Genomic DNA, 21802 nt, shown 5'->3' with positions numbered 1-21802 from the left:
TTTTGCATAGTAAAAGAAAAGTTGAAAAAATTGTATGTTATAGGTTATAATATATTAATTGAAACGCCCTTGAAAGGAGTTGATTATATGACAGAAGTTAAATTACCTCTTATACCGCTTAGAGGATTAACAATATTTCCACATATGGTTCTACATTTTGATGTAGGAAGACAAAAATCCATAGCAGCGTTAGAAGAGGCTATGGTAAATGATCAAACAATAATACTTGTTACACAAAAGGATTTAAAGATAGAAGATCCAAACTTTGATGATATATATAAAATAGGTACAATATCTAAAATAAAGCAAATACTTAAGCTTCCAGGAGATAATATAAGGGTATTAGTAGAAGGTATAAATAGAGCAGAGGTTTTAGAATTTACTCAAACAGAACCATATTTTGAGGCAAAGGCAATTGTATTTGAAGAAAAGAAGGTAAACTTAAGCGTTGAGATAGAAGCTTTGATGAGGCAAGTTATTGAGGAGTTTGAGGAGTACATATCATTAAATCCAACAATTCCTGAAGATGTTATAGAAACAGTAATTGATTTAGATGATCCAAGTAAACTTTCTGACGTAATAACATCATATTTAATAATTAAACAGGAAAATAGACAGGAGCTTTTAGAAGCTATTGAACCAAAGGAAAGATTGACAAAACTTCTTGAAATTTTAGCAAGGGAAATAGAGATATTAAAAATTGAAAGAAAGATAAGTGCAAAGGTTAAGAAAAAATAGACAAGATGCAAAAGGAGTATTATTTAAGAGAACAGCTAAAGGTAATTCAAGAAGAATTAGGAGATAGAGATGGAATACAAGCAGAAATAGAGGATTATAAAAAGAAAATAGAAAAGGCGAAAATGCCAAAGGAAGCAAAGGAAAAGGCACTGTATGAAATTTCAAGAATGGAGAAATTAGGTTCTAATTCACCTGAAACAGGTGTTATAAGAACTTATTTAGATTGGGTTGTTAACCTTCCTTGGAGTAAAGAAACAAAGGATGTAGAAGATATTAAGAAGGTTAGAGAAGTTTTAGAAAAAGAGCATTTTGGACTTGAGGATGTTAAAAGAGAATACTTGAGTACCTTGCTGTGACAAGGTTGAATAAAAGTATGAAGGGACCTATTCTATGCTTAGTTGGTCCTCCTGGTGTAGGTAAAACTTCAATTGCAAGGTCAATTGCAAACTCACTTGGAAGAAAATTTGTAAGAATGTCTTTAGGAGGAGTAAGAGACGAGGCTGAAATTAGAGGTCATAGAAGAACCTACATAGGAGCAATGCCAGGAAGAATAATAAATGGAATGAAACAGGCAGGTTCTAAGAACCCATTATTTTTACTTGATGAGATAGATAAAATGAGCTCTGATTTTAAAGGAGACCCAGCAGATGCATTACTTGAGGTTTTAGATGCAGAACAAAACCACAGCTTTAGAGATCACTATATAGAACTTCCATTTGATTTGTCTAAGGTTTTATTTATAACAACAGCAAACACTTTAGATACAATTCCAAGACCATTACTTGATAGAATGGAAGTAATTGAGATATATGGATATACAGATGAGGAGAAACTACATATATGTAAAGACTATTTAATTCCAAGACAAGTAAAAGAAAATGGAATAAAAGAGGGTATTTTAAGTTTCAACGACAAGGCAATAAAGGATGTTATTAATCTATATACAAGAGAATCTGGTGTTAGAAATCTTGAGAGAAAAATAGGTACAATCTGCAGAAGAGCAGCCATTGAGATTTTAGAAGATGGAGAAAAGAAGATAAAAATAACTCAACAAAATTTAACAAAGTATTTAGGTGCACCAAGGTATAAATATGAAGAAATGAATAAAAAGATCAAATTGGCGTTGTAATGGGATTAGCTTGGACTGCCTATGGAGGAGATACACTTCCAGTTGAAGTAATTCCAATGGCTGGTACAGGAAAACTTGAACTTACAGGAAAACTTGGAGATGTAATGAAGGAATCGGCAAAAGCAGGTTACAGCTTTGTTAGAGCACACGCTAAAGAGTTCAATATTGATGAAGATTTTTATAAAAATATGGATGTACATATTCACGTACCGGAGGGTGCTGTTCCAAAGGATGGTCCATCAGCAGGCGTTACAATGATAACAGCAATGGTATCAGCACTATCTAAGACACCAGTTAGAAGTGATGTTGCGATGACAGGAGAAATTACACTAACAGGGCGTGTACTTCCTATTGGTGGCGTGAAGGAAAAGGCACTTGCAGCCTATAGAGCAGGAATAAGGACTGTTATTTTACCTATGGATAATAAAAGGACACTGAAAAGATTCCTGAAAATATAAAGAGGAAAATAGAATTTAAATTTGTTGAAAGAGTAGAAGAAGTGCTGGAAATTGCACTAAGGAGGTAATTTATGATTATAAAAAAGCTGAGATTGAATGCGTTGCGGCATTAAAGTCTCAATATCCCGATAAAGGATATCCAGAAGTAGCCTTTGCAGGGAGGTCAAATGTTGGTAAGTCCTCCCTTATAAATGCACTTGTAAATAGAAAAGCTTTGGCAAGAACCAGTAGTAAACCAGGCAAGACAAGAACTATAAATTTTTACAACATAAATGATTTATTATTTTTAGTTGACTTACCAGGCTATGGTTATGCACAGGTTTCAAAGGAAGAAAAGAAAAAATGGGGGCAATGATTGAAGGATATTTAAATGGAAGAGACGAGCTTAGATTGGTTATTCTTCTTGTTGATATTAGACACGAGCCTACACAGGATGATAAATTAATGCTTGAATGGATGAGGCAGACAGGTAAAAGAGTAGTAGTTGTTGCTACTAAGGCAGATAAGTTAAGTAATAATCAGTTAATAAAGCAGGTATCTGTTATAAAAAATCTCTTAAATTGACAGAAGAAGAAAGGTTTGTTCTTTTTCAGCAGAAACAAAAAGAGGTAAGGAAGAATTGTGGGAGATAATAAATTCAGAGTGTGGAATTACTGAATAAAACCAAAAGGTGCTATAATGCAAACTATAGCACCTTTTAAGTAATTTGTTTTATGGGGGATAAACTATGAATAGTTTTTTAGAGTTAGTAAAAGCTATTATTATTTTTTGTAATAATATTAATTCCTTGGATGGCCTTTAGAAAACAAATATTAAAAAGAGTAAAAAAGAAATATAAAGTCCTATTTTTTTATTTTATATAATAATATCACTATTTACACAAAACTTTTTACCATTTATTTTGGTATTTTTAATTTTACAGCACGAGAAAAAGAAGGGTAATATAGATGATAATAAGCTTTTAAAGCCTTTAGGATATAAAAAGTTTGAAATAGTTTTATTTAGTTTTGCTTTAAAATTTATTACTATGCTGCTTACAGCGATTTTTGCAATCTTTTTATCTGAGATAGGAATTGAACCTAAACCTCAGGAAATTGTTGATATGCTGCAAAGGTCTGATTTGTTTAAATTGATATTTATGCTTATGAGTATAAATTTATTTGCTCCTTATGTTGAGGAATACGTTTTCAGACATATATTTTATAGAAATTTAAGTAAAAAATACGGTAGAATCATAGGTATACTTGTATCTAGTGTTATATTTATGATATTGCATTTTAATGTAGTAAGTTCAATAGCAATATTTTTACTTGGAGTAGTTAACTGTGTCTTTTATGAAAAATACGGATATAAAGCAGCAGTTTTAAATCATTTTATAACTAATTTTACCTCGTCAATAGTACTTGTGGCATTAAAACTATTAGGTTATACAGAAATTGCATCTATATTACTTCAAATAATATAAGTCCTAAGCAAAGATTTGCTTAGGACTTATATTATTAGTTTTATTTAAAAGGGTATGTTTGATAAACTTTCGATTATTCTATCGATTATCATACATCTATGCTCTGGTAAAAGGGTTTTAATGCAGATAAAACAGCAATAACATTGTTTTGAGGATAATTTAGATTATTTTGAGGTAGATTGATATTGTTTTGTCCTTGTTGAAGGTTTAAGTTAGATAGCATAGCGTTTAATTGATTCATATCAATGTTTTGCATTATGTTTTGAATCTGTGACATATCAACATTATTTAAGTCAAGTTGATTATTTAAGTCTTCATAGTGATGTTTATGTTTATGATGTTTTTGTGATGGCCCATCTAATCACTTCCTTATATTTCTATGTATGGGGATGGATACCCATCCCCATATGTTTCTAATATTAGCAGCATCTAATTATTTCTTGCCGCAGCCGCAGCAAATTAGATAGTAGAGTACAATTACAAATAGAACGCTGTTGTCAATTGTAGTATTTCCTCCTAAGCAGTCTACTGGACCTTCATTATGGCAGCCAGGACCTCTTCTACCAAATTGTAATAGGATGAGAAGTAGGATTATTAAGCTGCACATATTGTTGAGACCACAACATTTCTTTGCCATAACAAACCCCCTTTACCTATAGGATATTAACAAGGTGTTGTGGTAGTGGAGCATGGGGATTTGGAAAGCAGGAATATTAATGCTAAGATTAGTAGAGCAAATAGGGAATCTCCTCCAAAGAAGTCGTTGCAGCAGTGATGCTTTCTTCTGCACTTTCTGCAAGAGCATCCATATCCCTGATTTCCATACCCTAATATTATTAAAAGTATTAAAAACCATGCCCAAGTGTTAGTGTTTGTTGTTTGACCTGTAGGACAGCAAGATAATAAATTTGATATATCCATATATTCACCTTCTTCCTTGTCGAATTAATGTATTTCTAATAATAATCTATGTATAAAAATCAATTTTGGTTACAAAAAAGTAGGTAAAAAACCTACTTAAATGGAAATATATAATCTCCTTCATATTTGTCTAAAGTTTCAAATTTAAATCCTCTGTTTTTGTAAAATTCAATAATCTTTGGCAGGGCATATAGTGTTGCATTATCAGTTTGCCTGCAGTGCATAAGAAGTATTACATTTGAATGTTTACCATATTCTATTGCATTTTTATATATGGTTTCACTGTCTTTATTTGAACCTATTCCATCACCACAGGATACATTCCAATCATAAATTTTATAATTTTTTTCTTTAAGCTTATAGTAAAATTCAGAATTAAGCCTTTTATAGCTTCCCCAGGGAATCGTATAATATTTGATGTATATTTTGTTAAATCATAAATTAAATTTTGTGTAACTTCCATTTCGTCTATAAAATTATCATAATTACTATAGATTTTCTTGTAGTTGTGGGAATAGGAATGAAGGGCCAATATATGTCCTTCATTATGAATTTGTTTAATAATTTCTGGATAATCTTTAATTTTATTTCCTACAACAAAAATGTAGCTTTAACATCATATTCATCTAAAACTTTAAGTACATCCAGAGTTAATTTACTTGGACCATCATCAAAGGTTAAGTATATTGTTTTAGATTTGCTGTTTTGTTTATCCTTGGTGGTTGTAATTAAGGGTAATGGAGAAGATGAAGCAAGTTGTTTATTATTCAATTTTACATAAATTATATTTATGTAAAATTCATCTTCCTTATAATCATAATTTCCTTGGTAAGTATATGTGTAATTTTGGTTACTTACCATTTTATCTTCAATTAGATTTTCATAAAATTGATTTATATAGTTAAAATTTAGTGTAAAAAAAGGATAATATTAATAATTATTGAAATCAATTTCATTCCCCTGAGATATATCTATTAAAATATATTTAGAAGTAAATGAATAAATAACAATTAGAATAATAAAAAAATTTAGACTATATTGTCTAAAAACAAAAATATGTAATAATTATCTTGTACTACTAAGGAAGAGGTGATGTTATGAACAAGACAAAAAAATAATCTTTGAGGCGGCAATAAAGGCCTTTTCTCAGAAGGGTTATCATAAATCTACTATGGATGAAATTGCAGAGACAGCAGGTGTTGCAAAGGGAACTTTATATTATCACTTTAAAAGTAAGGAAGATATTTTTAAGTTTATAATAGACGAAGGTCTTAAAATGATGGAAGAAGAAATAGTAGATAAAACAAAGCACTTAGAAAATCCTATAGAAAAATTAAGAATGGTGTGTAAGGTTCAGTTAGATTTAGTTATTAAATATATTGAGTTTTTTAAAACGATATTGAGCCAAATGTGGGGAGATGAAGAAAGACAAAATCAATTAAGAGAAATATTAAGCAGATATTTTAATCTTATAGAGGGATATATACAAGAGGCAGTAGATGCTGGATTAATAGATGGAACAGATATAAAGGTTAAGGTATATAATTTCTTTGGGGTTATGTCATCAACTGTTGTGTATAGTTTGATACATAAGGATAAGAATGCAAATGATATTATTGATGAGACTATTGAATTTATTATGAGAGGAATAGGGAAGAAATAATGTGTTATTTATCAACAATCTGAGATAAAAAGGCTCTTTGTCAATAGTTGGGGCGGGCATTAGATTAGAATGCCTGTCCTTTCTTATTTGATAATGATTTTAGCAAGATAGATAGGATGAGGGGAGTTTACCCTTAAAAAATTGCACGACAAAAAGACCAACGATAGTTGGATTTCCTAAAATACAATATTTAACAGATTATTTATTACAACAATGAAGAATTCTATTCCTGAATCTATCAAAATTTCTATAGCCGAAGGCTATTCTTTTAATAACTTTGATTTTATTATTAAATCCTTCTATACAAGCATTTGTATAAGGAATATCAAAAGAATTACAAATCTCATTAAAATATCTGATATAGGTATTTGCACATCTTTTCAATTCATTGATACCACTATTTTGTGCAAGTTTAATCCAATCTTTTAAGAGGACACGAGCTTCGTTAGAAGAAGGTGAAGCATCAATAATACTCAATAACTTTTCCTTTAAAGTGTGGGCAATTGCTAATTCACTATTATAAGAAAACATAACTTGTAAAGCTAACTTTGAATCTGTATCAAGTAAGCCATATCTTTTTAAAATAAGCTTTTACTTCTTTTAAAGTATTTTCTTAATTTAATTGATAGTTCTCTTTGGATACGTTTTCTTACCGCTTCTACTGCCCATATGACTTGTCTAATATAGTGAAATTTATCTATAACAATTACAGCATTTTTGAAATAAGTTTTAGCTAAATCAATATAGGGTTGCCACATATCACAAATAAAGTGTGTAACGCTATCGCGATTTTTAATTTTTCTAAAATAATCTATAAGAATATGCTCTTTTCTATCTTTAATAATGTCTAGTATTTTATGATTAACAGGATCGACTATTGCACAATGATATTTAGAACCACCAGAGTTACCTTTAAATTCATCTATAGATATTATTTTAGGTAAATTAGTAGGAGAAGAGTAAGATACATTATCAAAAATACGTTTTATAGTATCGATAGATAGATTAGTTTTTCTAGCAACTGATGTCATACTATATTCATTAGATAATTCATAAATTACAAACATAGCTAATCTATTAGTTATTCTATGATAACGAGGTAAAAATTCTATATGTTCATAAAATTTTTGCCGCAGGCATTACAACGATATCTACGTTTTTTAAGAATGATAAAAGTATGTTTAAAGAATAAGGGTATGTCTTTAATACGCTGAATTCTATAATCGTGAACTCTTGTAACTTTGGAATTACAATTAGGGCAAGTACAAATTTTTTCTTAGTTTCTAAGTATATCTCAATGTACGTGTCATTATGAATAATCTTTTTATAATAACATCTTTAAAACCTAATAAATTTTTGATAGAATTATTAGTGTGCACTTGATGGATGCCTCCTTTCAGGTAAGGTTTTTGTTTGGTTATTTTAATTTTACCAGGTGTCTAATCAGGTGCACATATTTTTGTAAAAATATGCTGGGTCTACGCCCCAACATTTATTATAGAACCGATAAAAATAGTTTATCTCAGATTGTTTTTTGTAAATAAATGTTTTAACAAAAATATACACATTTTTAAACTAATCAGTTCAAAAATATATTGACTGGTCAGTACAAAAGTGTATTATTATACTGACCAGTATAAATAGGGAGGTGAAAAAATGAGGGCATTTAAGATTGCCAAGAAAGACTTAAAAAATTTATTTAATAACAGGTTTAACCGTGTAGCTGTAATTGTAGTTTCTTTAATGCCTTTACTTTATAGTTTTTATACCTATATGCCTTCTGGGATCCTTACAGTAAATTAGACAAGATGCCAGTTGCAGTAGTAAACTTAGATAAGGGAAGTGTAAAGGATGGAGAGAATGTAAACTACGGCAACGACATAGTTGAGGAACTAAAGGATAATACAAAGATAAAATGGGAATTTGTAGATTACAACAAAGCAATGGATGGTCTAAATAACAAGGGATATTATTCAGCTGTAATTATTCCAGAAGAGTTTTCAAAGAGGATAACCGATGCATCGGAGGGTAAAATAGATAAGGCTGAGCTTATCTATATACCAAATGAAAAGAAAAATTTCTTGGCAGCACAGGTATCTTCAAGAATAATGCTTGAACTTAAAGACGAGATATCAAAATCAATTACCGAGGAAGCTTCAAAGGTAGTAATTGATAGTCTATATGAAGTTAAGGATGGATTGTTAGAGGCAAAGGATGGAAGTACACAATTAAATGATGGAGCAGTTAAATTAAGGGATGGTTCAAGGGAATTAGTAAATGGATTATCGACAGCAAAGAGTGGAGCTTTTAGGTTAGAGGATGGTTCAGTGCAATTAAAGGAAGGTTTATATACATTAAATAATGGTGCTGCTAAGTTAGATGATGGAGCAGGGGCTTTATCGGAAGGTTTAAAAACTGCAAGTGATGGTTCAAAAAATTAAAGGATGGCTTAAGTGCATTAAAGATTGGACAGACAAGTTTAGTAGAAGGGATTGACAAGGTAGTTCAAGGTATGTCTGTATTTGCACCCAATTTACTAAATTCAAAGTCTGGAATTCAGATGCTGTATGAAGGAACAATTAAACTTGAAGAGGGATTAAATGAAATAGTTAATAGGGTTTCACAGTTTAAGTCTCAAATAGAAGAAGGTCAGAATAATATAATTAAACTTGTAAATGGAGCAAATGAGGTTGCAGAGGGTGCTAAAAAATTAAATGAAGAAGTAAGTGCTTTAAATATTAGTACAAAATTAAATAGTGCAGCTCAGGGTATAGATGATGTATCAGATGCAGTAGACTCAGCTAAGGCACTTTTAGATGCTGGTAGGATTGAGGAAGCAAAATTGATATTGTCTGAAATTCAACAAAAAATTTAAAGGATAATTTGTCAAAACCACTTAAGGAATCTGCTGTAGCGGTGGATACGTTAAAACAGGCAACTAATAATTTAAAGGTTGGTACAAAGCAAGTTGCTGATGGAACTAAAGTTTTTGCAGATTCAAGCAAAAGTTCATTAGACGGTATTACAACATTAATAGGTGGTTTAACTGAGGTTAAAAATGGAGCAACTAATTTAAAAAATGGTTTAGGGCAAGTTGCACAGCTTACCTCAAATGAGGGTGTTTCTAAGCTTTCAAATGGAGTTGCAGAGTTAAAACTTGGTGCAGAAAAGATAAGAGAAGGATTAAGTGTAGCAGAAGGTAAAACTTACGAATTAAGCTTAGGGTTAGATAGACTTTATTTAGGTTCATTAGAACTTAAAGATGGTACATCTTCATTAAAGGCTGGTTCAACAAAACTTTATGAAGGTTCAGCACAATTAAATGCTGGGTTAGGAACACTAAAGGATGGAACAGTTAAATTATATGAGGGATCTTTAAAATTAAATGATGGTTTAAATAGATTGTCTGATGGAACTTTAGAATTAAAGGATGGGTTAACAGAAGGTTATGACAAGATAGACAATAAATTGAAGTTTTCATCAGAGGATATGTCTAAATTTATGTCAGAACCAGTAAGGTTAAATGAAGAACCAATTAATCACGTTCCTGATTATGGTACAGGTTTTGCTCCGTATTTTATACCACTATCACTTTGGGTTGGAGCTCTTATAATGTTCTTCATAGTTTCTGGTGAAGTTGATGATGAATTTAGAGGACATCCTGCTTCAATAATATTTGGTAAGTTTATAACCTTTGCATTCCTTGGAATATTACAGGCAGTTGCTTCAAGTTTTATTTTAATACACGTTTTAAACTTAGAAGTTAAGAGTTTAGCTTTGTTCTATGGATTTAATATATTATTATCCTTTGTGTTTATATCTGTAATAGAAGCTTTAATAATGATTTTTGGAGATGCAGGAAGGTTCCTTTCACTTGTACTGTTAATGTTACAATTAACGTCCTGTGCAGGAACATTCCCACTTGAACTTGTTCCTGATTTCTTTGTGAAAATAAACCCATATCTTCCAATGACCTATGCTACATCAGCACTTAGAGAGATAATATCTGGTATAGATTACGGTATATTAAAGGGAGATATAATGATACTTGTAATATTTATGATAGCTTCTATTATTTTATCTATAATATTAAAATATAGATTGGAGAAAATATCTCAAAGAATCGGAAAAATTAAGAATAATACACAGGTAGCATAAGAGGAAACTCCTCTTATGCTTTTTATAAAATATCCCCCTATTTTATTCTTGAATTTAAATAAATTTATTTTTCTATTAAAAGAAGGAGTTTTTGGTTTTATGTATAATTATAGTAAATATGGGGGATTTATGTGGAAGGTTTAATGTCGATTATGAAAAATAAGGTAAATAAATTAGAAAATTTAATCAAACCGCTGTTTAACTTAATATTTATCTTAGCTTTAATAAGGATAAGTTGGGAAGTAAAATTAGATATTTTTATTTATATCTTAGGTTTCTTTTATATATTTACGCTGTATTTTTTAAATTCTACATATCTTGCAATAAATGCGGTTATTTTTTCTATATACATTGCTATAAATACATTTCAAACAGGCATAAGATATGACCTGATCATTTTAAATTTAGCTTTTCCTTATTTTCACATATTCTGTCATCATAACTATAGGAATAAACATATTAAACTTAACTCTAAAGATAAGAAAGGAATAAAGGTAGCTTTAGACAGCATACAGTTGCCTTTAATTTTATTAGATAAAAAGGGACAGATAATAATGTCAAACAAAACGTTTAAGGATATGATATTTTGTAATGTTACTTTAAAAAATATTTTTAACTTAGTAGAAAATGATTATATTAATGAAATAAACAAGGCATTTTATAGTGCAATAAATAAAAGAATTCCATCATATACAAAGTCAAAACTTAAAAACTTTAAGGATGAAGATATTACTCTTTTATTTCATCCTATGTCCTATTTTAATAAAAATTTATGTCTTTGCCTCCTGTTTTGTAATTCTGATAAAAATGTATCAGAGGATATGAAGTCAATTATCGATAATTTTTATAGTAACGAACAACTTAGATCTGAATTCTATGCAAACTTAGCCCACGAATTAAGAACTCCAATTAATGTCATATTAGCTTCACTGCAGATGCTAAATATATATGTAAGTAAAGAAGAGAGTGTAAATAAGTATATGCATATAATGAAACAGAATTGTTTAAGGCTTTTAAGACTTATTAATAATCTGATAGACGCTACAAAGATAGATGCTGGTTTTCTAAGTTTGAATTTCAATAATTACAACATAGTCAGCATTGTTGAAAATATTGTTCAATCTGTTGTAGAGTATGCAAGTACTCAGGGTATAGAAGTTGTATTTGATACAGATGAAGAGGAAGTTGTTGTTGCCTGTGATCCAGATAAAATAGAAAGAATAGTTCTAAACCTTTTATCAAATTCTATCAAGTTTACTCCAAGAGGTGGAAGTATATTTGTTCTTGTTAATACTTCAAAGGAATATGTTAAGGTAAGTATAAAGGATACTGGATGTGGTATACCAAAGGAAAAGTTAGGCACAATCTTTGACAGATATAAGCAGGTAGAAAATAGGTGTATGAAAAATGGAAGTGGAATAGGATTATCCCTTGTAAAGAGCTTAACAGAGCTTCACGGTGGATTTGTAGAGGTTGAAAGTGAAGAGGGAGTTGGAAGTACATTTAGTTTTTCAATTCCTATAAAAACTATTGAAACAGTTAATAAAAATGAGATATTTAAACATAATTTAAATGTTGAAAAGATTGATGTTGAGTTTTCTGATATATACTCTTGAAATAGTATTTATATAGCCTGCTGAAAAATAAATAAGAAAAACATCCCCATAAAGGAGTTCTTAAGGAATCCATTATGGGGATGTTTTATGAGATATAATTAAATATTTAAGCTATTATAGGTATCTATATTTAGTTCTTTTTCAGAATTAGCAACTATAGTTGTTCCAACGGCATCTCCAGTTACATTTACAACAGTTCTGCACATATCAAGAATTCTGTCTATAGGAAGTATAAATGCTATACCCTCAACTGGTAATCCTACCTGTTGAAGAACCATAGTTAGCATAACTATTCCTGCACCGGGAACACCAGCAGTTCCAATTGAAGCAAGAGTTGCGGTTAAAACTACAACAATAAGTTGTGTAATAGTTAGGTTCTTACCATATAATTGTGCAATAAACACTGTTGCAACACCCTGCATAATTGCAGTACCGTCCATATTTATTGTTGCACCAAGTGGTATTGTAAAGCTTGCAATAGATTCAGGTATTCCAAGTTTTTCTTCGCAAATTTTTAGATTAACAGGAATAGTTGCATTACTGCTGGAGGTACTGAAGGCAACAACCATAACAGTCCAGAACTTTTTAAAGAAATTAATTGGATTTACTCTGCCTAATACCTTAAGCATAGAACCATATATAACTACTAATTGTAGTAAAAGTGCAAATAATACGGTTAAACCATATTTTAATAGAGGTATTAAAACCTTCATACCCTGTGACATAAGTACGTTTGATATAAGTGCAAAAACACCATAAGGAGCAAAAAGCATAACAACACCAATTAGTTTTAGACAAACTTCATTTGCCTGTTCGATTACATTTAAAAGCCCTTTAGCCTTTTCTCCAACAAGTGTTATGCACACTCCAAATAGTATTGAGAATACAATTATTTGAAGCATTTCACCCTTTACAAGAGATTCGAATGGATTAGTTGGGATCATATTAACAAATATGTCCATAATAAATGGAGCTTGATTTGCTTTAAATTCAGCAGATGAGGTTAGATTAAGTCCAACACCTGGGTTAGTGATGTTTGCAAGTATGAGGGCAATTGTAATTGCAAGTGCTGTTGTTGCTAAATAATAAACTATAATTTTACCACCAATTCTACCTAACTTTCTAATATCCCCAAGGCTTGCTGTACCAACAATAAGTGAGAACAATACCAACGGTACAACTATGAATTTAATTCCTCTTAAGAATATATTTCCTACAGGCACTAAAATCCATTTAGCAAGCGTAGCATTTACGGTCTGTGGGAAAAAGTTGTTGGCGATTATTCCAAAAATTAGTCCTAAAATTAGAGCAAGTAGAATTTGCTTTGCCAAAGAAATCTTTTTCATATTACCAATCCCCTTAAAATAAGAATTATAATTCAATTATAAACAAAATATTATGAAATATGCAATAAATAAATTTTAATAATTCAATTAGTATTGCGATTTGTTTAAAATAATAAATGTTTTTTATATGGAGTATTTGAAATTCTTAACATTGTTATGTAATGTCGGTTTTAATTGTTTTAAATTCATATGTTTTGTAGATTAAAGTAAAATGAAATAAGAATAAAACATTCCTGCATAAATTGTGATTATTGTTATTTTAAATAAAAAGCTCATTTAACATTAATATTATTTTAGGGGAAGGGATAAAGGATTAGATAGATTATGGAGAGCGAAATTCTAATGGTTTTAAGATAATTTTTACCCTAATAGAATAAATTACATTTGAATTCATCCTTATAAGTTGATATAATTGCTTTATTGTTTTATAGGGGTGTTATTTTGAAGGTTAGGGTAATAAATAAAAGGAGCTTATTTTATGGACAGGAATTTACAGTAGACTTAATGAATCATCAATATGTAGGGTCAAAAAGAATAAAATAATTGTAGAATTTGGGGATGTGGAATTTGTTGATTTGAGTGAAAAGGAAAAAGGATAATCCTTCATAGAGAGATATTAAAGATTTCAATACCAAAGGCACTAAATGGACTTTTTATTATACTCTTTTAATTGACGCAATTTGTCGTCATATAGGAGATGATTTTAAAACAGTTGAGTTAATTAAGTATGAGTATAAGGAATTGAAAAGGGTATGGGAAAACAATATGTTGATACTGGTGGACAAAATTCCAATAAAAATAAATATAGTAGGACAATATTATACTGTTAATAATATAGATATTAATATTACAACAGTTTGCCAAGATGAATTTATTAAGGAATGTTTAGAGGAAGAAGAGAGATTAGAAAAAGAAATAAGGGAAAGAAATAAAAGAATAGAAGGAATTAAAAGAGCTGTATCTAAAGCAATTTAAAGGATACAGCTCTTATTTTTATACTAATCATTATAAACTTGTACAAAAACAAGATAAAATAAATAAAAAATATACTTATTTGAATATAAACAATATATATGCCATATTACAATAAAATTTGACAGAAAATTAAGTTAGTTAAAATAATTGTTAAATGTTAAAATAAAAATGGACCAAATGGATTAATCCAATAATCCAAACAATTTAAGAGGTATTTTAAATGAATATAGTTATAGACAAAAAAGTGGAATTCCACTATATATACAGGTAAAAAATCAAATAATGGAACAGATTAAAAATGGCACCCTAAAGGTTGGTACCAAAATGCCAACCGAGAGGGAATTGGCTTCTATATTAAATACAAGTAGAAATACTATAAGTTCAGCATATAAACTTCTTGAGCAAGAGGGAGTTATAGTTTCATATCAAGGGAAAGGAACCTTTGTTGCTGAGGAGGCTAAAACTTGGAAGCGACACAGCATAAATGATAAATTATTAAAAATTATTGATATAGCCCTTGAGGAATCCCTGGAAATGGGATTATCCTATGATGAATTTGTTGCACTTGTTGTAAATAGAGTAAAGGAGAAGCAGGAAATACTAAAAAATATAAATGCTATTTTTGTAGAATGCAACATTGAACAGGCTAAGGACTTTGCAAAGCAGTTATCGAGTGCAACTGGACTTAATATAATACCTCTAACTACAAAGGATTTGAATGAGAGAAGTGATGGTGTACAACAAATTTTAAATGAAGCACAGGTTATAATAGCAACCTTTAACCACGTAAATGAGGTTAAGGACTTAACATCAGACTTAAAAAAGAGGTTTTGGGAGTTGCAATAACACCTTGCCTTGAGACTATTGTAAAGATTGCTAAATATCCAAAGGGTACAAAGTTTGGACTTGTGTGCATATCAAATGAATTTCAGTTCAAGGTCCAAAGTGCATTACAGTCAACAGGGCTTGATGTTGATATTATTGCTACAACCAGCCGTGAACTAAATGATGTTAAAAATATAGTCAACTCATCTGATGTAGTAATAGTTTCCCCAGGAAGACGTAAAGAGGTTAAGGCAATCGTATGAGACAAAGGGAGATTATAAGTTTTGATTATAATTTAGACCAGGGCAGCGTAAAAGCTGTTATTTCAAAAATGGTAGAACTTAAAAAAATATAAAGAATGAGGGAGGATTTTTATGCAAAATGGAAAGACTGTAGTAATAGGAGTAATTGGTGCTGACTGTCACGCTGTAGGTAACAAAATTATTGAACACGCATTAAAGGAAGAAGGATTTAACGTAGTAAACATTGGAGTTTTAAGCCCACAAGAAGACTTTATAAACGCAGCAATTGAAACAAATGCAGATGCAATTTTAGTTTCTTCACTTTATGGACACGGTGAAATTGACTGTAGAGGTTTTAGAGAAAAATGCAACGAAGCAGGACTTAAGGACATAATACTTTATGTAGGTGGAAATCTTGTAGTAGGAAAACAAGACTGGAAGGAAGTAGAAAAAGATTCTTAGATATGGGATTTAACAGAGCATATCCACCTGGAACAGATATTAAGTTATCAATTAAGGACTTAAAGAAGGATTTGGGGTTAGAAGAATAATTTGAAGGTGATTTTATGGATGCTATTTTATTAATCGATTTTGGTAGCACATATACCAAACTAACTGCTGTTGATCTTGAAAATGAAGAGATACTTGCAACAGCAAAGGATTTAACAACAGTAAATACAGATATAATGATAGGTTTTAACAAGGCCTATGAAAAGTTAATGAAAAATATTGGACAAAAAGAAGTTAACTTTGTAAAAAGCTTGCTTGTTCAAGTGCAGCAGGTGGGCTTAAAATGGTTGCAATTGGGCTTGTACCTGAGCTTACTGCCGAAGCCGCAAAACGTGCTGCTCTTGGTGCAGGGGCCAGAATACTTGGAGTTTACAGCTATGAATTAAACAAGCACGAAATAGAAGAAATAAAATCAAAGAAGCCAGATATAATTCTACTTGCAGGTGGAACAGATGGAGGCAATAAGGATTGTATAATCCATAATGCAAAGCTTTTAGCAGAACATATTAAAGATGTTCCGATAGTTGTAGCAGGAAATAAAAATGCAAATGATGAGATTGAAGAAATATTTAATAAGGCAGGACTTTTTATAAGATTACTGAAAATGTAATGCCAAAGCTTAATACAATAAATGTGGAACCTGCAAGGGAAGTAATAAGAGGCATTTTTATGCAAAAGATTGTTGAAGCAAAGGGTATGAAAAATGCTGAAAACTTCATCAATGGTATATTAATGCCAACACCAGCAGCAGTACTAAAGGCAGCAAAAATTTTAGCAGATGGAAGTGATAAAGAAGAAGGAATAGGGGAACTTGTAATTGTTGATATAGGTGGTGCAACAACTGATGTTCACTCAATTGCAAAGGGTGACCCATCAAAGCCAGGGGTTACTTTAAGGGGGCTTCAAGAGCCCTATGCTAAAAGAACTGTTGAAGGCGACCTTGGAATGAGGGTAAGTGCAGTATCGTTATTTGAAGCTGCAGGAACAAGGAGAATTAAGAAGTTTGTACCTAATACACCATATGATGTAGAGGAAAGATGTAAGTTCTTACAACAAAATGTTAATATAATTCCACAGACTGAAGAAGAATATGAATTTGATGAAGCACTTGGTATGGTAGCTACTGAAATTGCAATGGAAAGACACGTAGGAACAGTAGAAAGTGTATACACACCTATGGGAATTATATACTCACAAGTTGGTAAAGATCTTTTAAATGTAAAATATTTAATAGGAACAGGTGGAGTTTTAGTACACAGTAGAAATCCAGAAAAATTTTAAAGGCAGGGCTTTTACAATGGAAAGTCCAAATTATCTAAAACCCGTCAACCCTGTTATATTAGTTGATAAGACCTACATATTATCTGCTATGGGGCTTTTAGCAGAGGAATATCCTGATATGGCAGTTAGAATTATGAAAAAATATATTGTAAGGGCTTAAGGAGGAAAACTTATGGAACTAAGAAATAAAAAGCTTACACACGATGAGTTTTTAAACAAAGAGAAGAAGTTTTAAGACAATGGCCAACTGGTGCTAATCTTAACTTAGAGGAAGCAGCAGAATACTTAAAGAAGGTTCCAGACCACAAACATTTTAGCAAAAACTAAGATATGCAAAGGAAAATGGAATAACACTGGCACAACCAAGAGCAGGTGTTGCATTAGTAGAAGAGCACATCAACCTTTTAAGATATTTACAAAATGAAGGAGAAGCTGACCTTCTTCCATCAACTATAGATAGTTATACAAGACAAAATAGATATAATGAATGTGAAGTTGGTATAGAAGAAAGTAAGAAGGCTGGACGTTCAATGCTAAATGGATTCCCAGCAGTTAACTATGGAGTAGAAGGCTGTAGAAAGGTTTATGAAGCAGTTGATTTACCACTACAGGCAAGACACGGTACACCAGATGCAAGGCTTCTTTCAGAAATTATACACGCTTCAGGTTGGACATCAAATGAAGGTGGAGGAATTTCCTACAATATACCATATGCAAAGAGTGTTTCAGTTGAAAAAACCATAAGAGACTGGCAATATTGTGATAGATTAGTTGGTATGTATGAAGAAATGGGAATTGAACTTAATCGTGAATCATTTGGTCCACTTACAGGAACTCTTGTTCCACCAAGTATATCAAATGCTGTTGCTATAATAGAAGGACTTCTTGCAGCAGAACAAGGTGTAAAGAACTTAACATTAGGATATGGACAATGTGGTAACCTAATACAAGACGTTGCAGCAATAAGAGCACTTGTTGAACAGGCAGAAGAATACTTTAAGATGTATGGATATGATGTTTACTTAACAACAGTATTCCATCAATGGATGGGTGGATTCCCACACGACGAATCAAAGGCCTTTGGTGTAATTTCTTGGGGTTCAGCTACAGCGGCACTTGCAGGAGCAACAAAGGTTATAGTTAAGACTCCACACGAAGCTGTTGGTATACCAACTAAGGAAGCAAATGCAGCAGGAATTAAGGCAACTAAGCAAACATTAAACCTTTTAAGAGGTCAAAGACTTCCAGAATCAAAGGAATTAAAGGCAGAAATTGAACTTATAAAGGCAGAAACTAAGTGTATACTTGACAAAGTATTTGAACTTGGAAATGGTGACTTAGCAGTAGGTACAGTTAAGGCCTTTGAAGCAGGAGTTTTAGATATACCTTTGCACCAAGCAAGTACAATGCAGGTCAAATAATACCAGCAAGAGATAATAATGGTGCAGTAAGATTTTTAGAATTTGGTAACATACCATTTACAAAGGAAATAAAGGACTTTAATAGACAGCTTCTTGAAGAAAGAGCAAAATATGAAGGAAGACCAGTAAGCTTCCAAATGGCGGTTGATGATATCTTTGCAGTAGGAAAAGGTGTTTTAGTTGGAAGACCAGAAAATATGAGATAATTAGGGGAGATTTAAAATGAGAATAATAGATGTAATTTGTTCAGCAGGTAGAACAGGATTTTTCTTTGATGACCAAAGAGCAATTAAAAGGGAGCAAAGCACGACGGATTTACCTATGTTGGAGAGCCAGTAACAGAAGGATTTAAGAAGATAAGACAGGCAGGAGAATCAATTTCAGTAATGCTAATTCTTGAAGATGGTCAAATTGCATATGGTGATTGTGCAGCTGTTCAATACTCAGGTGCAGGTGGTAGAGATCCACTATTCTTAGCAGAGGATTTTATTCCAGTAATAGAGAAGGAAATTGCTCCAAAGTTAATAGGAAGAGAAGTAACAAGATTTAAGGAACTTGCAGAAGAGATAGATTCTATGGAAGTTAACGGAAAAAGGCTTCATACAGCTATAAGATACGGTGTTACACAGGCAATACTTGATGCTGTTTCAAAGGTAAGGAAGCTAACAATGGCAGAAGTAATAAAGGAAGAGTATAACATTAAGGGAGAAATGAAGAGAGTTCCTATATTTACTCAATCAGGAGATGATAGATACAATAATGTTGATAAGATGATAATAAAGGGAGCAGATGTTCTACCACACGGTCTTATAAACAATGTTGATGAAAAGCTTGGAAGAAACGGAGAACTTCTAAAGGATTATGTAGCTTGGCTTAGAGATAGAATAAAGCATCTAAGAACAGAAGAAGGATATGCACCAGTTCTACACATAGATGTTTATGGTACTATAGGTATTGCCTTTAATAACGACACACAAAAGATGGCTGAATATCTTGGAGAACTTGAAAAGATAGCAGCTCCATTTAAATTAAGAATAGAAGGACCGATGGACGTTGAAAATAGAGAAGGACAGCTAAAGGCATTAAAGGAACTAAGACAAGAATTAAAGAAGAGAAACATAGGTGTTGAAATAGTAGCAGATGAATGGTGCAACACTTGGGAAGATATAAAGCTATTTGTTGATGAAGAAGCAGCTGATATGATACAAATAAAGACTCCAGACTTAGGTGGTATAAACAACATTGTTGAATCAATTCTATACTGCAAAAAGCACGGCGTTGGAGCATACTGTGGAGGAACTTGTAATGAAACAGATCGTTCAGCACAAATCTGTACAAATATTGCAATAGCGTGTGGAGCTGACCAATGCCTTGCAAAACCAGGTATGGGTGTTGATGAAGGTTTTATGATAGTGTATAACGAAATGAACAGAGTTATAACTTTAGCAAAGGCAAGAGAAAGAATAAATTTAAAAGAGAAGCAGCAATAACAAAGTAATATAAAGGGCTAGCTCAAAACGATTTTTCAAATTGTTATTAATATTTATTTAAGTTATGTGGTGCCATGATGGTTCATGGCACCAAAACTTACAAATAGATAGTTTTGAGGGTAGCCCTATTAAACATTTAGGAGGAATATTATGAGAGAAGTTCACATTTCTAAAATAACGGAAACTATTAAAAAACTTTGTATGGATGCAAACTATTATTTAGGTGAAGATATAAAAAATAAGTTTTATGAATTTAAAGAGAAGGAAACTTCTAAGTTAGGTAAAGAGATACTTGATATATTAATAAACAACAGTGAAATAGCAGAGAAGGAACAAATGCCAATGTGCCAAGATACAGGTATGGCAGTTGTTTTTATGGAAATAGGACAGGATGTTCATATAGTTGGTGGAAACCTTGAAGATGCAGTAAATGAAGGAGTAAGACAAGGATATATTGAAGGATATCTTAGAAAGTCAGTTGTAAAGGATCCTCTTGATAGGGTAAATACAAAGGACAATACTCCAGCTATTATTCACTATAACATAGTACCAGGAGATAAAATAAAGATTACAGTTGCACCAAAGGGTTTTGGAAGTGAAAATATGAGCAAACTAAAAATGTTAAAGCCAGCTGATGGTGTAGAGGGAGTTAAGAAATTTGTTCTTGAGACAGTGAAGGAAGCAGGCCCAAATCCCTGCCCACCAATAGTTGTTGGAATAGGAATAGGAGGAACATTTGAAAAGGCAGCTTTCCTTGCTAAAAGGCTCTACTTAGAAGTATAGATGAAGAAAATAAAAATCCATATTATGCTAAATTAGAAAAGGAACTTTTAGATGAAATAAACAAGCTTGGTATCGGACCACAGGGGTTTGGAGGACTTACAACCTGCCTTGGTGTTAATATTGAAGTCTATGCAACTCATATTGCAGGCCTACCAGTTGCAGTTAATATAAACTGTCACGCAACAAGACATAAAGAGGCCGTTATTTAGGAGGGGTAAAATGCAAAAGAGAATTACAACACCATTAACAAATGAATGTATAGAAAATCTAAAAGCTGGAGATAGTGTACTTTTGACAGGGTATATTTATACTGCGCGCGATGCAGCCCACAAAAGACTTGTAGAGCTTATTGAAAAGGGAGAAGATTTACCCTTTAAAGTTGAAGGACAAATAGTTTATTATGTTGGACCAACTCCAGCTAAAGAGGGTATGCCTATAGGTTCAGCAGGGCCTACCACAAGCTATAGAATGGATCCATATACCCCTGCACTTTTAGATAAAGGCTTAAAGGGTATGATAGGAAAGGGCAAAAGAAGCCAAGAGGTTGTTGAATCAATGAAGAAAAATAAGGCAGTTTATTTCGCAGCAATTGGAGGAGCTGCAGCATTAACTGCAAAATGCGTTAAAGAATCGGAGCTTGTAGCCTACGAAGATTTAGGAGCTGAGGCTATAAGAAGGCTGTATGTTGAGGATTTACCTTTAATAGTAGTTATTGATGCAGAGGGAAACAACTATTATGAAATAGGACAGCAGGAATATAAAAATCTATTGAGTAGGTGAT

Annotated in this window: 15 protein-coding genes and 9 pseudogenes; 18 read left to right on the top strand and 6 right to left on the bottom strand. The window is 31.7% G+C overall.

Going from position 1 to position 21802, the window contains the following annotated elements:
• Window positions 1–87 precede the first annotated feature (87 nt).
• The 3 genes and pseudogenes from lon (at window position 88) to PL321_RS01425 (ending at window position 3790) form a co-directional block, all read left to right on the top strand.
• A pseudogene (gene lon, locus PL321_RS01435) lies at window positions 88–2393 on the top strand (endopeptidase La).
• Window positions 2393–2986: pseudogene (gene yihA, locus PL321_RS01430) on the top strand (ribosome biogenesis GTP-binding protein YihA/YsxC). The pseudogenes lon and yihA overlap by 1 nt, the downstream one beginning before the upstream one ends.
• A gap of 240 nt (window positions 2987–3226) precedes the next feature.
• On the top strand, window positions 3227–3790 hold the full coding sequence (locus PL321_RS01425; RefSeq protein WP_273963227.1) for a CPBP family intramembrane glutamic endopeptidase: 564 nt from the start codon (window positions 3227–3229) through the stop codon (window positions 3788–3790).
• A gap of 88 nt (window positions 3791–3878) precedes the next feature.
• Here PL321_RS01425 and PL321_RS01420 read toward each other — a convergent pair whose 3' ends face one another.
• From PL321_RS01420 to PL321_RS01410, 3 genes and pseudogenes are all read right to left on the bottom strand, one after another.
• On the bottom strand, window positions 3879–4067 hold the full coding sequence (locus tag PL321_RS01420) for a hypothetical protein (RefSeq protein WP_273963226.1): 189 nt from the start codon (window positions 4065–4067) through the stop codon (window positions 3879–3881).
• Window positions 4068–4223: 156 nt separating this feature from the next.
• Entirely contained in the window at window positions 4224–4427 is a 204-nt protein-coding gene (locus tag PL321_RS01415; RefSeq protein WP_273963225.1) for a hypothetical protein, read from the bottom strand.
• Window positions 4428–5009: 582 nt separating this feature from the next.
• A pseudogene (locus PL321_RS01410) lies at window positions 5010–5572 on the bottom strand (polysaccharide deacetylase family protein).
• A 253-nt stretch (window positions 5573–5825) separates the two neighbouring features.
• On the opposite strand from PL321_RS01410, the gene PL321_RS01405 reads away from it, so the two are divergent.
• Window positions 5826–6374 (top strand): TetR/AcrR family transcriptional regulator, encoded by a 549-nt coding sequence (locus tag PL321_RS01405; protein WP_273964332.1) that lies wholly within the window; start codon window positions 5826–5828, stop codon window positions 6372–6374.
• Window positions 6375–6572: 198 nt separating this feature from the next.
• Here the strand turns inward: PL321_RS01405 and PL321_RS01400 are convergent.
• Window positions 6573–7486: pseudogene (locus PL321_RS01400) on the bottom strand (ISL3 family transposase).
• On the bottom strand, window positions 7483–7644 hold the full coding sequence (locus tag PL321_RS20715) for a transposase family protein (RefSeq protein WP_443110716.1): 162 nt from the start codon (window positions 7642–7644) through the stop codon (window positions 7483–7485). Before PL321_RS20715 ends, PL321_RS01400 begins: the two are co-directional and overlap by 4 nt.
• A gap of 386 nt (window positions 7645–8030) precedes the next feature.
• Between PL321_RS20715 and PL321_RS01390 the strand changes: the two genes are divergently transcribed.
• The 5 genes from PL321_RS01390 (at window position 8031) to PL321_RS01370 (ending at window position 12148) form a co-directional block, all read left to right on the top strand.
• Window positions 8031–8177, top strand: a complete 147-nt coding sequence (locus tag PL321_RS01390; RefSeq protein ID WP_273963224.1) for a hypothetical protein — start codon at window positions 8031–8033, stop codon at window positions 8175–8177.
• A gap of 5 nt (window positions 8178–8182) precedes the next feature.
• Window positions 8183–8815, top strand: a complete 633-nt coding sequence (locus PL321_RS01385) for a YhgE/Pip domain-containing protein (RefSeq protein ID WP_273963223.1) — start codon at window positions 8183–8185, stop codon at window positions 8813–8815.
• A 71-nt stretch (window positions 8816–8886) separates the two neighbouring features.
• Window positions 8887–9249, top strand: coding sequence for a hypothetical protein (locus PL321_RS01380; protein WP_273963222.1), 363 nt, complete (start codon window positions 8887–8889; stop codon window positions 9247–9249).
• An 8-nt stretch (window positions 9250–9257) separates the two neighbouring features.
• Window positions 9258–10532, top strand: a complete 1275-nt coding sequence (locus tag PL321_RS01375) for a YhgE/Pip family protein (protein ID WP_273963221.1) — start codon at window positions 9258–9260, stop codon at window positions 10530–10532.
• Between the two features lie 131 nt (window positions 10533–10663).
• Window positions 10664–12148 carry a sensor histidine kinase gene (locus PL321_RS01370; RefSeq protein ID WP_273963219.1) on the top strand — a complete coding sequence of 495 codons (1485 nt, stop codon included), beginning with the start codon at window positions 10664–10666 and terminating at the stop codon, window positions 12146–12148.
• 98 nt (window positions 12149–12246) lie between these two features.
• On the opposite strand, the gene PL321_RS01365 is transcribed toward PL321_RS01370, so the two are convergent.
• Window positions 12247–13494: a dicarboxylate/amino acid:cation symporter gene (locus PL321_RS01365; protein WP_273963218.1), complete on the bottom strand. Its 1248-nt coding sequence runs from the start codon at window positions 13492–13494 to the stop codon at window positions 12247–12249.
• A gap of 741 nt (window positions 13495–14235) precedes the next feature.
• Between PL321_RS01365 and PL321_RS01360 the strand changes: the two genes are divergently transcribed.
• From PL321_RS01360 to PL321_RS01320, 9 genes and pseudogenes are all read left to right on the top strand, one after another.
• Window positions 14236–14469, top strand: coding sequence for a hypothetical protein (locus PL321_RS01360; protein ID WP_273963216.1), 234 nt, complete (start codon window positions 14236–14238; stop codon window positions 14467–14469).
• Window positions 14470–14751: 282 nt separating this feature from the next.
• Complete coding sequence (locus PL321_RS01355; RefSeq protein ID WP_273963215.1) at window positions 14752–15315, top strand: GntR family transcriptional regulator; 564 nt, start codon at window positions 14752–14754, stop codon at window positions 15313–15315.
• Window positions 15300–15557: a hypothetical protein gene (locus PL321_RS01350; protein WP_273963214.1), complete on the top strand. Its 258-nt coding sequence runs from the start codon at window positions 15300–15302 to the stop codon at window positions 15555–15557. Before PL321_RS01355 ends, PL321_RS01350 begins: the two co-directional genes overlap by 16 nt.
• A 111-nt stretch (window positions 15558–15668) precedes the next feature.
• Window positions 15669–16087: pseudogene (gene glmS, locus PL321_RS01345) on the top strand (methylaspartate mutase subunit S).
• Between the two features lie 15 nt (window positions 16088–16102).
• A pseudogene (gene glmL, locus PL321_RS01340) lies at window positions 16103–17487 on the top strand (methylaspartate mutase accessory protein GlmL).
• 12 nt (window positions 17488–17499) lie between these two features.
• Window positions 17500–18954: pseudogene (locus PL321_RS01335) on the top strand (methylaspartate mutase subunit E).
• Window positions 18955–18970: 16 nt separating this feature from the next.
• A pseudogene (locus PL321_RS01330) lies at window positions 18971–20238 on the top strand (methylaspartate ammonia-lyase).
• Window positions 20239–20388: 150 nt separating this feature from the next.
• Window positions 20389–21230 (top strand): annotated as a pseudogene (locus PL321_RS01325) (fumarate hydratase).
• 10 nt (window positions 21231–21240) lie between these two features.
• On the top strand, window positions 21241–21801 hold the full coding sequence (locus PL321_RS01320; RefSeq protein WP_273963213.1) for a Fe-S-containing hydro-lyase: 561 nt from the start codon (window positions 21241–21243) through the stop codon (window positions 21799–21801).
• Window position 21802: the final 1 nt, after the last annotated feature.

The sequence above is a fragment of the Caloramator sp. mosi_1 genome, assembly GCF_028622835.1.
GTDB lineage: Bacteria > Bacillota > Clostridia > Clostridiales > Caloramatoraceae > Thermobrachium.
Note: the sequence above shows the minus strand (reverse complement) of the source record. Positions and strands in the feature narration are given on the sequence as shown.

Coding starts and splice junctions, on each gene's coding strand:
- PL321_RS01420 (WP_273963226.1), bottom strand. CDS start 4,067: ATGTCACAGATTCAAAACATAATGCAAAACATTGATATGAATCAATTA.
- PL321_RS01415 (WP_273963225.1), bottom strand. CDS start 4,427: ATGGCAAAGAAATGTTGTGGTCTCAACAATATGTGCAGCTTAATAATC.
- PL321_RS01390 (WP_273963224.1), top strand. CDS start 8,031: ATGAGGGCATTTAAGATTGCCAAGAAAGACTTAAAAAATTTATTTAAT.
- PL321_RS01385 (WP_273963223.1), top strand. CDS start 8,183: ATGCCAGTTGCAGTAGTAAACTTAGATAAGGGAAGTGTAAAGGATGGA.
- PL321_RS01380 (WP_273963222.1), top strand. CDS start 8,887: ATGTCTGTATTTGCACCCAATTTACTAAATTCAAAGTCTGGAATTCAG.
- PL321_RS01365 (WP_273963218.1), bottom strand. CDS start 13,494: ATGAAAAAGATTTCTTTGGCAAAGCAAATTCTACTTGCTCTAATTTTA.
- PL321_RS01355 (WP_273963215.1), top strand. CDS start 14,752: ATGGAACAGATTAAAAATGGCACCCTAAAGGTTGGTACCAAAATGCCA.
- PL321_RS01320 (WP_273963213.1), top strand. CDS start 21,241: ATGCAAAAGAGAATTACAACACCATTAACAAATGAATGTATAGAAAAT.